Origin of the sequence: Algoriphagus algorifonticola (assembly GCF_007655305.1) — a bacterium.
In the GTDB taxonomy this organism is placed as follows: domain Bacteria; phylum Bacteroidota; class Bacteroidia; order Cytophagales; family Cyclobacteriaceae; genus Algoriphagus; species Algoriphagus algorifonticola.
On record NZ_VLOG01000040.1, the window covers coordinates 24,890 to 37,559 of the forward strand.

The window sequence follows — 12,670 nt, forward strand, 5'->3', positions numbered from 1 at the left end:
AAATTATTATTTTAAAAGCTGTTGGTATCGGGACCATATTATTTTCATATTCTTATTGAAGTCAACTTCAGATTCAATATAAGCCCTGTTTTCTATGATGTATTCGGTGAATTTGCTTCTGCTGGCCAAAAACAACTCTATGGCATCGGCCAATTTCTGAGCATCACCTGAAGGAACTAACAATCCATTTTGTCCTGGACGAATAAATGCTCTATTGGAGGGCAGGTCTGTTACTATAGGAAAACAACCTCCAGCCATGGCCTCAAACAAAGAAGCTGAGACCCCTTCTGTTTCAGGTATAGCGACATAAAAATCAGAGTCATCCAATAAGACTGGTAATTTATCATTATCCACTCTTCCTAAAAACATCACCTGATTTGAGATCTGAAGATTTTTTGCAAGAAGCTTTAGATCTTCCATCAAAACTCCATCTCCAACAATCCTTAGTTTTACTTCAATACCTTTCTCCTTCAGTAAGGCCAAAGATTGCAAAATAATATCATGTCTATAGATATCTGAAAGGGATCTGGTAACAATTCCTATCGGAGTGGAATTGAACTCGTGTTTTTCTGAAAAAGTATATCGTTGAAGATTAATTCCTTTAGGTAAAACCATGATTTTAGATGGAGCTGCCCCACTTTCAAGCATCGCATAAGTCATTACGTGGCCCCATGCATGTATCAAGTCCACATTTTTATAGACTCTTCTTTGAAAAAACCTCTTATAAAGGCCAGTAAACCCTTCCTCTGGGAAAGCATCCGTAATACCTTGTTGTGCGACTACTTTCACTCGTGCTTTGACCAATAAAGAAAAAAAACCATAACTCGTGGCTCTTTCCGCTAAGACTATATCAAAGGATTTTTGAGTTCGAAGTCTAATGAGTTGCACTAAAAAAAGGAGAAACAGAGAAATCCTTTTCCATCTTCTCGGAGAAAATGGCACCTCCATAGTATCAATTTTAGCACCAGAGAAGGTTTCAATTCCTTCTATCCAAGTTTTGGCATCAGCACGATAAGTTTCTCCCAGAAAAAGGATCTTCATTTTTTGATTTTAATTTTATTTTTTAAAAAGTCCAAAACAGGAGTTGGCTTCCAATTCAAGTCGGTGACCGCTTTGGAATCATCAAAGGTTAAGGAGGAAGTCAACTTTTCTAAGCGATTGGAATTTACTGGAAAAAAGGAAATTTGATCTCCAACTTTAGCCATAAAGTTGACTAATTGAAAAGGGATAGATTTCAAAGACCTATTGCATCTATCTGAAAGCACTTGCTCTATTTCGCTGATACTAGGATGTATTCTGTCAGTTAAATTGAAAATGCCACATTTCCCATGTATATGTGGAATAAGCTTAGCAACATCTTCCGCAAGGACAATTGACTTTTTTGATGTATTATTTCTTAAACCAAAATAGAACCCTTTTTTAATGGCATTAATCATCGCGCCTAGATTCCCTGGAGGATGGTTACCTGCTATCAATGGTAGTCTAAGAATTATTAATTTCACACCAGTTCTATTAGACCATTCCTCAAGCATTTTTTCAGCAAGAATTTTACTTCTTGCATAAGGTGAGTCACCCAGTAAAGGACTTTCTTCTTTTATTCCCAACCCCTTTTCAATACCATAAACTGCAACCGTACTTATAAAAACAAAAGTTTCAGGTATGGCCTTGCTTGCCTCCAAAGACTCTAAAAGAAAGGAGGTTCCTTTTGTATTCATCGAAAAAAAAGCCTCTTTTTCATCCTCTGTTTTAGGAATTGAATGGGCTTTTCCTGCACAATGAATTACCATTTTGACCTTTGGAATATCGGAGACTACCGATCCGAAATCAAAATAAATGTCACTGGAAGGAGATCTCCCCAGAGTAAGAGTCTCTTTTTTAATTTTCTGATAAATTTCTGATCCAAGAAATCCTGTCGCACCTGTCAATAAATAGGAGTTCATTTCAATTCAAGCAACCTATTTAGGTAAATGTTAGCAAGTTTTCCTCGATCAAACCTTTCGACAGCTACTTTTCTAGCCATAAGGCTCATTTCACTTCTTAAACTTTCATCAGCATGGATTGCTTCCATCGCATCAGCAAAAGACCTTGGATTACCTGGGTCTACATTGAAACCACAATGGGTTTCGTCTATCAAATCTTTGATCCATCCCTTCGTGGACTGGATTATTGGTACTCCAGCTGCGAAGGAGTCAAACATCTTATTAGGTGAGTTTGTATGCAATACTGGAAGATCTTTAAATGTGACAAAGCTCCCTTTTGCTATGGAGAACCATTTTACCAATTCCTGTTTAGGCATCAAATTTTTGAATAAAATTCTATCCTCCAATTGTAATTCGGTAACCAATGATTTTAGTAATTGCTTCTCTGCACCATCCCCAATTATTACAATTTTTATATCCTCACTTTTCAGATGTTTGGCACCATTGATGATTTGCGAGCAATCATCCATCAAGCCTAAAGAACCCGCATAGATAAAAATAGATTTTTGATTCCACTCAGCCGGAAAACCAATAGGAATTTCTGATTCGTTTGGAGAAAAAAGTTCATTATCTGATGAGTTTGGAATTATCAAAGTAGGAACGTTCTGATTTACATCTTTTACTCCCTCATCCATTCCTGGAGAGCAAGACACCACCAAATTTGCCCTTTTATAGATCCATTTTTCGAAACTGAGACCTACTTTAATCAGAAGTTTATTTTGAATAGTTTTCAACTCAATGGCTCCTTTTGGCCAGAGGTCCCTAACTTCAAACGCAAACTTCTTTTTCCTAAAAATATTTGCCATCAAAGCTGGAAAGGCGATTGTAATTGGACCTGAACTCGCAAGAACAATATCATAGTTCAATTTCAAGGCGTAATAAGTCGAGACCAAAGAAAACCTCATCGCATTGATCATTCTTTGAATTACTCCTACTTTATTTGAATCAGGAGAATTGATTACTATTAAATCAATCCCTTCAATATTCTGCTTTGAAATAAATCCATCTGCTTTAATGTCAGATTTGTAATAAGGTGATGTAACAATTGTGACTTGATGACCTAGGCCCACCCATCGCTTAGCAAACTCATAATACCTTGTACTCCAACCTCCCTTGGGAGTTCCGAAATATTGATAAAAAATCAAAAGATTTAAAGGCTTATCGACCTGATTCATTGGATTGGATTTTAGGTCTTTTTTCAAAATTTTCTCTGGCTTTAGAAATTATTTCATTTAAATGTTGAAGAAATTTTTTTCCGAAAATCTCAGGATTTAAGACGTTTTCGAAATCGACTTTGCCTTGTAAAGCTAATTTTTGAAAACTAGAAGGATCATCTAGCACATCCTTTATTTTTTCTTCAAGATCAGAAGCGTCCCATCGATACGAAATATGATTCTCAGATGTATAAAGGTCTGGAAAAGTATGGATATGGTCCATTTCCGGTTTAAACAATAAGGATCCTGTCCTGAAAGCTTCAAAATCCCTATAGCAAATTTCACCCCAACCAAAAGGAGATAGACTTATTACAGTCTCTTTCATTTGCTCAAGATATTCTTTGTGAGATAAAGGGCTATTGGATACAGGCGGAGCATTAGTCTTTACTTTTGAGGCTACTCTAAAAGTTAACAGTCTATGAAGACGACTTACATCGTGCTCTTTGGGGAACAAATTCCCTTTAAACATAATCGGAATCCTTCTTTCACTCAAAGGCTTAACCCGCTCCGGTGAGATTGGCTTTTTGTTTTTTAAAAAAATGGTTAAGTACCTTTTCCATTTGGTGGAAGTCTGCGTTTTCCAATCAATAAGTGCCAAATTCCAGGAAACGCCGAGTTTAGAAAGATCTTTTTCTTCAAGGGATACAGGTACAAACTTATTTTCATTTTTAAACCTGAACAAGTCCATCATTTTCTCTCTGAAATAATGGCGCTTGTGAGGGATGAGATATAAATTTTTATTTTTTAGTATTTGCTTGGATAAATAAAGGTCCACTAAATTTAAAATCTCTTTTTGTATAGGTCCTGTTGAATCATTACCTGATAAAAAAATGACAGGATACTCCTTTTGATCATACAAGCTTTTTAAAAACTCCTCTTTGGAATTTTGTTTTCCAAGCAATTTTGGAAGAGAAAGTCCTGAGATAAATAATATGTCAAAAGAACCTTCTTTGAGTTTTTTTATAGACGTAAATAGTTGAAGCTTGATACCTGAGCTTTCAATTTGAGATTTATAAAGAAAAAATGGAAATATAGAGTTATGTCCTTCCCTATGTGGAAAATATAAAAGTGCAATTTTCATTTTGAATCCTGACTTAGATTCATGATTAATTGATATTTTCCAGACTTTCTTCGTGGCAATTGATTGACCTTTAAAAAATCGATTTCAAAAGACGCATCGTAGAGATTGGAAAAAGACTTGGTAATTTGACTTTCGACATCTTCAGAAAGATTTTCTGAACCAATATATTGAAGTTGAAGACTGTTATCCTCCTTCTTAATCAAGGTAAATTGTTCAATCTGAGGATAAAACTTCATTATTCTGACAACAGTCTGAACGGTAATATATTTTTTATTTTGGGTTTGAATAAACTCAGTTGACCTGCCAATGATTTCGCCTAAATGAGGCAAGTTTAAACCACATGCGCAGGTACCAGAATCACTTTTGACAGCCATGTCTCCAATATCATAACGAATCAGAGGAGTGGTAAAATTATCTAAGCCTGTCAATACAACTGACCCTATCTCACCCGGCTTAACTTCTACCCCATTTTCATCAAGGATCTCCACGTACACATGTGGAGACATGATGTGATAAGTTCCATGTTTGCATTGAGAAGCTACCATCAAACCTTCTGAGCTCCCATAAGTATCAAATACTTTACAACTGAATGCCTTTTCAATAGATTCTCTGAAATTTGGAAGGAGTTTTTCCCCCAGAGAAATAACAGACTTGAATTGAACATTTTTGATCTCATTATCCAAAGCGGCTTTACTGAACAAAAACAAGCTGGATGCATATCCTACAAAATGGTCTCTTTTCTCTGATTGAAGCGAACTCAATTCCTGAATAATTTCCTCCTCATTGTGCTTTAAAGCTTCAATATATTTAGTCCTGAAAAAAAAGTCTTTGATCTGTTTTTCCTTGGAACGATTTAAATTAACCCCAGTTTGTAATATGCTATTTCCATATTCATAATCTGCCCAAGACCACCATATAAGTTGTATAGCCCTAGGAATTGCCAATTCTTCACTCGTATAATAAACTTTGCTTGGGGGACCAGTTGATCCACTGGATAAAATTTGATGCAGATTAGCTGTATCCTTTACAGTAATAATTTCTTCAATTTTATCTCTTAAGGTTTGTTTTGTTAAGATGGGATATGAAGAAATTTCGGTAGAGGGAAGAATTTTATCAGAAAAAAGTGATCGATAATAAGGACTATTCTGGACTGCATATTCCAGGACTTGATTTAGTTTTTTCCGCTGAACCTCAGCAATCTCAGAGGGCTGAAGACTTAAAATTGATTCGTATTCCCTGATTTTTTTTGAAATACCTCCTCCCATCAATTTGCTACCTAGAGGTAAAACAAAATTTTTTAGAATAAATGGATAAATCATAGAGAAGGTGATGCTTCTTTCACTTTCAAATCTTTGGCGGCACTAACTTTATCTCGTCTTTTCTTGATTTGATAAACGCTTAGTAAACTTATTCCAATCATCAAGGGAGAAATAAATGTTCTCATAGCTGCATGGAAACTTGTATAAATCCCAACTGCAAAACAGGCCAATAAAATACCTTTGATCATGGGGTTCTTGTGAAAAGAAAAATTATTGAGTCCCACATACATTAATAATAAAAAATTGATGAGGCCTAGGACCCCATGCTCAGCTAGTAGTCTACTGAGTTCTATGTGGGCGGCAACTTCCACCATAGTATCTCTTAAATATCTTGAAGCACCCGCTCCGACTCCAAAAAGCAAATTGTCATACCAAAGCTCCAAATCCCCCAAGAAGATGTCTACCCTACCAGTTGTATAAGTATTGAGATCAATTTCTTTAGAACCTGCCAAGGTACCTGCCGTTTCTCCCTGGTATCGAAGCAGCAAAAGTCCATCCGTAATTTCATTAGCTATATAAAAAGCAGTAACAACAAAGACGATAGTAGGAACAACAAACTTACCTACTTTTGGAAGTTTGAACCTCTTAATTTCATTTTGCGAACTTCTTGCAAGGAAAAAGAGCACAACAACCACTCCGACCACTGTTCCAAACATTCCTCCTCTGGAAAAAGTCAAAAGCCCTTGGACGGTAAAGACTAGGAATATAATAGCGTCCAACCAGCGATATCCAGTCAGCTTCCATTTATTCAACCAAATAACAAATACCAAAAAAGCTCCCAAGCCCAAGGCAGTAGAAACTTGATTGGATCCAAACCCAGCACTAGTTACAGAGTTGGCACCTAATTCAAAATCTATGTCATCAAAGTCAGGCAATCTGTAGAAAGTATAGCTTAAAACAGAAATAAGAGGTAAAGTGGCTAATAAAAAGACTTTGGAAAAAACTGAAACACTGATCTTTTTCTTGTAAAAGAACCAGACAACCAATGCAACATTGATTGGCCCCACCACATTAAATACTATGTCGAGCCATTCAACTTTTCCTGACAAGTCTATCATTAGCCCAGGAATAAGACATATCAAAAGTAAAAAACCGATCCAGCTTTTTGACTCGAACATGATAATGCCAAATACCATTAAAAGAAACAAAAGATATTTCCCTAATTCGTAAGGTATATAAGGCGATGTACCTGCCATTCGTGCAAGTAGTTCAAAAGAAATCAGATAAACTGTGTATAAAATCAAATAGCTTGGGCTATCGCTGGACTTTATGACTCCAAAAAACGAGATAACCGCGATTGAATAAAACCAAACTATTAAAGGAATAGGAGAAATTGCTGAAATAACTCCCAGAGCTATATGAAAAATTATCCATAGTAATGGATATTCGGAATTAGCGATTGATTTTAGCAAGACTTGAAATAGAGTAGAAATTCAAATAAAGGTAAAAAATTGATTGAATGCATTCTGATTAATTTTTAATCAATTATAGGATTCAGCCTTACACTTTAATTTTTTGAAAAGCCTAAGCTTTGCTTGGTAAATTCCCAAAGTTTTTTTGGCCAATCCTTATCCATACATGGCTTTTCAACCAATATGAAAAAGACTATAGAAACTACAATTGCAACCGGGATTCCTATGAGCATTTGAATGGAAAGGTTGAACATGTAGCTATCTGATAGAAGTAAATGCTTTGAAAATTTGACCATTAAGTGAAAGAAGGGATAATGAATTAAATAGATAGTATAACACATTCCCCCTATCAAATAAATTATTGGAGTAGTGAAAAATTTATTAAAAATCTTTCCCTTAAAAGTCGAAATGAACAATAGATAAATTGAAGTATTAAATATCAAATTATTGATCATATCCGATTGCGGCTTGTAAAAATAAAAGAGTGTGAATACAGAAATTAAACCTAGAAGGTCAAACCCAAAAGACTTGATTTTGAAAAAAGACTTGAATTTTAAATATGTGAGCGCAAATAGAAAGCCTGTTAGGAAGTTGCTTAAAAAGACAAACACCGTATAATCCCATCCAGGTGTAGAGTTGGTGTAGATATAATTTTTTGCCCAAACTGACAGGATGATTAAGAAGAAAACCAGAAGCACTGTCAATGCTTTTTTAGACTTCTTTATAAACAAAAGAGAACTTAAAAATGGGATCAACACATAAAATTGTACCTCTGTCTCCAAGCTCCAAGTAACAGGATTTATGATGGAAGGCATTTCATAAATAATGGTATGCAAGTAAAATAAACTTGCCCAAAAATGAGATTGAATCAATTCTGGATCCTCATTCAGCACATAAATATGAACCCCCGCAAATAAAACCAATGTGATAATAAAGGGAGGTTCTAATCGAGTGAGCCTTCTTATAAAATATTGTTTTAAGGAGACAATTTTGCCATTATAATGATATTGTAAAATAAAGGGTACTGCTAAAATGAACCCAGAAATACCAAAAAATACTTTTACTCCCAAATCCATCCTTACAATCCACCATCCAAGGTTCATAAAGGATGCAGTGGGTAAAAACTCAGTCCAATCTATTGCCAGTTCTCTGGAATAAGCTGTATTCAAATGAAAAATCAAGACAGTGAAAATTGCAAAAAACCGCAATCCATCTATTTCAGGTATAAAGTTTCCCCCTGAAGTTTTCCTTTGTAGCAGGCTTTTGACTGATAGATTCATTTTAGGGATTAATATGGGCTAAATAAAAAAGCTTAAGAGATCTATTCGCAGCTTATTGAAAATAATTTAGAACAAAATTGATTTGTTTCTCTGGAGTGCAATATTTATCAAAAAACAACTTTCCACCTTTAGAAATCTTTTGATGGTAAGAATCATTCTTCATGATGTAATCAATGGATTCTGAAATTTCTTCCAACGAGTTGATCATATGAATCTCCTCACCGTGAAGGGGATATTTTGGTAGATGAATATCAAAAGGGAAAGAAAGAACAAAAGAACCTAAATTTTGACTTTCAGCTAATCGCCAACTCACTGCACCCAATACAGCTGGGTTATTAAAAATAATTCTTGACTGTCTGGAAAGGGAAGCAAACTCCCTTGGCTTGTATTTCTTTGTATTCAATAAGTGATCATAACCTCCATGCTGCCCATCTTTTCTTTCCACAAACCCACCCTCGAAATTAATCATAGGATGATCTTTACAAGCTTGAATGAATGTCGCTCTTAACTGATTAGCGAAGGGTTCCTTTTTCCAAATTGAACCTGAAAAAAAGACATAATTGGAGCCATGATATTGAAACTGCTCTGAATTGTATAATGGTCTCAAACTTTGAGCATACAATTCTTTAACAAAATCAATGGGCCTCAACTTTAAAAAAGGATGGAGACCAAATAATTTAAGATAAGAAGATCTTACATCTATAGGATAATGAGGAAACAATGGAAATACTTTTTCTCTTTCATAGGATGGATTACCCTTGACTTTGTTTGTAACAAAATAAAAATCAGATTTTTCATACAACTCCTCATTAACCCCGATTGGATCATGATTATCAATGACACCTAATTTCCCGTTGATTTCAAAAACTATATACCCCCTATTATTAAAGCTTGAAAATTCTTTAGACGCAGAAAAATGAGGCTCATGGACTTTAATAAGCCCATGCAAGTAATAGGAGGAATAATAATTCGAAATGTTATGAATAATTACTTTCAAAAGGAAGCAGGGATTAAAGTATGCGGATTTACTACTTTCAAAAAACTGTAGTATTCTTTTAAAAATTGTTTCGCTCCATAATTTGAGCTTATATGATTATGAAATTTATTGGCCTTTTCTTTGGCTTCAACTTGATGATCCCTCATGTAAATCAACATTGATGCAAGTTGGTCTGGACTAGCAGGCTCCACCAAATAGCCGAATTCTCCATTATTCAGGACTTCTGGGCAATTACCCACTCTTGTGGAAAGTACCTGTAGGTTCGCCAAACCATATTCCAAAAGCGATACAGGTAAGCCTTCTCGATCAGAACAAACCAAACCAATAGTAGCTTTTTCAAGTTCAGAAGCAATATTATCTACTGGCCCAACTACTTCAACCTCATCTTCAAGATTATTTATTTTGATACTTTCTAAAACTTTTTCGTAAACCTCTGATTCCAAAACTTGACCAATTAACCTCAACTTGAATTCCACCTGCTGAGATTTAAGCATTTTACAAGAATCAAGAAGAGTTAGATGTCCTTTTTCCTGACGGAAATTCGCCACATGAACTATATCCAATGATTTCCCTGATTTTGATGAAAGACTGAAGATTAAAAAGGGAAAATTCCTGATATATTTAATTTTTTCGGGATTAAAATTCAAAAATGAAATCCACCATTCTTTTATCGCTGGATTCACAGCAATTATTCCATCAATCCACTTTTTTAAAACTTTGAGCTCTTTTCTTGGATTATTTTGAATCACCTCTTCATTTACTCCTAAGTGATCATGCCAGATCAGTTTAGTCGAAGGAAAAAACCAAGAAAGTATTATGGCCCAATAAATAGATGTTCCGTGAGCATGGATAAATACAGGGTTGAAATCCTTAGTTACTCTGTATAATTGATAAAAAGCTCTGAAATCAAAAAATCGGGTTTTATCTAAACTTATGAAAGGAATTCTTTCAAGTAAAAATTTAGAAAGTGGGCCTTTTTTTCTTGAAACAATGACCAAAACCTCATTTCCATCCTGATGCAAGGCATTAGAAATATTCACTGCCATTCTTTCAGCTCCTCCCATTTCAAGGGTATCAATTAATTGAATAATCCTCAATTTTTTAAGAGGTTTTGAATTTCATGCTCGAATCTTTCTAAAGTATATTTTTGCGACCAATCTCTAGCGGATTGAGCCTTTTGATAATACTTTTCGGGCTCCTCCACATATCTACAGATGATATCAAAAATCATATCTTCCGAATTTAAAACAAGGTCTCCTCTTGATTCATCTCCCAACATCCCAGGCACACAAGAAACTGGAGAAGTTATAGGAAGACAAGCCCAAAACATTGACTCTGCAACTACTTTAGGCCATCCTTCACTTTCAGAAACAAAAATTAAAAAATGAGAATTTTGATAGGCCTTCATCAATTCTTCACTATTCACATTTCCATGAAGAATGACGTTATTGCTTAAATTATTTTTTTCAACAAAATCTAAAAGCTTTTCCATCTCAGGACCTTGTCCATAAAGATTTAACTCTGCTTCTACATGATTTTCCAGTAATTTTTGGCAAACTCGAATACTTAACAAAGGATTTTTAGCCTTTTGTAACCCCCCAACATATATGAGCCGGATTTTTTGATCTAAAGAAAGTTGTCTGGGTTTTACAGCTTTTTTATCCTTTTCTGAATAAGAGGCAGTGAAAAAGGGTACTAAATTTTGATTTGAGGAATCCCAATCTCCATAGGTGAGGACTCTCATGTTTTTAGAAAGTGCTTGGCTGGCTAAAATCTTTTTTTGTAATCGGTACGTGAAAGGTTGTTGACTGGCGGGATCCCAATTAGACGCATATTTGGCGGTTTTATGTTTTGAGGGAAACAAAACCTGAATGAGTGCACCAATCAAGCCCATATTTCCAGGACATCTGAGGTGAACATGATCTGATTTTTTTATTTCTTTCCAAGTTTTAAAAAAAATAGACGGTAAGAAAAAAAGCGCTGTTAAGGAAGATCTTAAACTAGTTAATTCGAAGCTTTCGACTTGTACAAATCTCAAAGTTGAACATTCATAAGGTAAGTCTATAGGATCTGGTGCTTTTTTACTACTAAGAGGTGCCAATAAAGTAACTGAAGCTACATTTCTTGCCCATAAATTCATTTCCTTAACATAGGGCCCATATCCCCAATATTTCCCCTGAAATCTAACATGGGCTACATGAGTGATGATCAAAAAGTGTGTGGGGGACTTCAAGGGGGTTTTAGAGTTCAAGAAATCAATTGCTGATAATAATCTACACTTTGATCAGCAATGGCATCCAGTGTGAATTCTCGCAGCACTTTTTCTCTGGCATTTCTTCCCAAACTCTCTTTCAATTCCTGATTTTCCAGTATTTGAAGAATTTTCTCTGCAAGTTCGTTGGCGTTCAATGGGTCCGCTAAAAGCCCTGATATCCCATCATCTACAAGTTCAAAGGCTGGGCCTATTTTGGTGGCTACAAATGGCTTCCCCATACTCATAACTTCTATCCAAGCTAGAGGCATTGCCTCCATGTGGGAAGGGTAAACGCAAATTTCACTTGACTCAATCCATTGAGGAATTGAAGAATTGGGTAATGGACCTAAGAAATGAACTGACTCAAAAAGATCTTTGGATACAATCTCTTTAATCTTTTCTGTGTAGGAAGTTCCATCGGGATAAAACCAATCCCGTCCTGCCATAAATAATTCAGTATGTGGGAATTTTTCATGAACAATATGAAAAGCTTGAATCAATTGTCTAATTCCTTTTTTCTCACAAATAGTCCCTGCAAAAAAAAGTCTTCCGGGAACCACTTTGGATTCATCTGCTTTGAAAAAATTTTCAAGATTAGCTGGATTAAAAATTACAGGGCCCTCTTTGGAAGAGAAGTCAATATATTTCTTTGTATGATCCATCACATACCTGCTTACACCGCATACAGCATCCGCATTTGAGAATGAACGCTTTTCCATAAAAGCTTTCCATAAATTAACTTTTCTCTTTTCTGCTTCGGAAAAAAAATGGTGTCCTCCATTCATTCGAATCAAATATTTTACTCCAGGAATCTTTTTTATAAAAGAAAAAGACATCTCTGGCCCTTCAACCACGTCAATTTTATGGTTAAGATGAATTTTATCCAACTCCTTATTTAATCTTCGAAAATTAAAAATTGCTTTTGGTTTTAATTGAGAGGAGGCGGGAATAGTAATTACGTTTACTCCTTCTGAATTTACCACTTGTTTTTCGGAAATTGAAGACAAGCCCAAGACGGTAACTTTATGCCCTCTTCTGGCAAGTTCTGGGCAAAGTAATTTCAAAAAAGTACCTACTCCACCATGAATTACTCCTTCCAATGGATATTCATTCGTTAAGAAAACAAGATGCATT

General features: G+C 35.3%; 11 protein-coding genes. All 11 read right to left on the reverse strand.

Annotated elements, in window-relative coordinates:
• Positions 1 to 6: 6 nt before the first annotated feature.
• Positions 7 to 1,041 (reverse strand): glycosyltransferase family 1 protein, encoded by a 1,035-nt coding sequence (locus FL972_RS09765; RefSeq protein WP_144605213.1) that lies wholly within the window; start codon positions 1,039 to 1,041, stop codon positions 7 to 9.
• Positions 1,038 to 1,940, reverse strand: coding sequence for an NAD-dependent epimerase/dehydratase family protein (locus FL972_RS09770; RefSeq protein WP_144605215.1), 903 nt, complete (start codon positions 1,938 to 1,940; stop codon positions 1,038 to 1,040). Before FL972_RS09770 ends, FL972_RS09765 begins: the two co-directional genes overlap by 4 nt.
• Positions 1,937 to 3,181: a glycosyltransferase family 4 protein gene (locus tag FL972_RS09775; protein ID WP_186300087.1), complete on the reverse strand. Its 1,245-nt coding sequence runs from the start codon at positions 3,179 to 3,181 to the stop codon at positions 1,937 to 1,939. Before FL972_RS09775 ends, FL972_RS09770 begins: the two co-directional genes overlap by 4 nt.
• Positions 3,138 to 4,274: a hypothetical protein gene (locus FL972_RS09780; RefSeq protein ID WP_144605219.1), complete on the reverse strand. Its 1,137-nt coding sequence runs from the start codon at positions 4,272 to 4,274 to the stop codon at positions 3,138 to 3,140. The genes FL972_RS09775 and FL972_RS09780 overlap by 44 nt, the downstream gene beginning before the upstream one ends.
• Positions 4,271 to 5,593 carry a phenylacetate--CoA ligase family protein gene (locus tag FL972_RS09785; RefSeq protein WP_144605220.1) on the reverse strand — a complete coding sequence of 441 codons (1,323 nt, stop codon included), beginning with the start codon at positions 5,591 to 5,593 and terminating at the stop codon, positions 4,271 to 4,273. The genes FL972_RS09780 and FL972_RS09785 overlap by 4 nt, the downstream gene beginning before the upstream one ends.
• Positions 5,590 to 7,005 (reverse strand): O-antigen ligase family protein, encoded by a 1,416-nt coding sequence (locus FL972_RS09790; protein ID WP_144605221.1) that lies wholly within the window; start codon positions 7,003 to 7,005, stop codon positions 5,590 to 5,592. Before FL972_RS09790 ends, FL972_RS09785 begins: the two co-directional genes overlap by 4 nt.
• Positions 7,006 to 7,100: 95 nt before the next feature.
• Positions 7,101 to 8,285: an acyltransferase family protein gene (locus FL972_RS09795; protein WP_144605222.1), complete on the reverse strand. Its 1,185-nt coding sequence runs from the start codon at positions 8,283 to 8,285 to the stop codon at positions 7,101 to 7,103.
• Between the two features lie 52 nt (positions 8,286 to 8,337).
• Positions 8,338 to 9,282, reverse strand: a complete 945-nt coding sequence (locus tag FL972_RS09800; protein ID WP_144605223.1) for a glycosyltransferase — start codon at positions 9,280 to 9,282, stop codon at positions 8,338 to 8,340.
• Complete coding sequence (locus FL972_RS09805) at positions 9,279 to 10,379, reverse strand: glycosyltransferase (protein ID WP_144605224.1); 1,101 nt, start codon at positions 10,377 to 10,379, stop codon at positions 9,279 to 9,281. Before FL972_RS09805 ends, FL972_RS09800 begins: the two co-directional genes overlap by 4 nt.
• On the reverse strand, positions 10,376 to 11,515 hold the full coding sequence (locus FL972_RS09810) for a glycosyltransferase family 4 protein (protein ID WP_250161331.1): 1,140 nt from the start codon (positions 11,513 to 11,515) through the stop codon (positions 10,376 to 10,378). Before FL972_RS09810 ends, FL972_RS09805 begins: the two co-directional genes overlap by 4 nt.
• A gap of 14 nt (positions 11,516 to 11,529) precedes the next feature.
• A complete protein-coding gene (locus tag FL972_RS09815) occupies positions 11,530 to 12,669 on the reverse strand; it encodes a glycosyltransferase family 4 protein (RefSeq protein ID WP_144605225.1) in 1,140 nt (379 codons plus the stop codon).
• Between the last annotated feature and the right edge of the window lies 1 nt (position 12,670).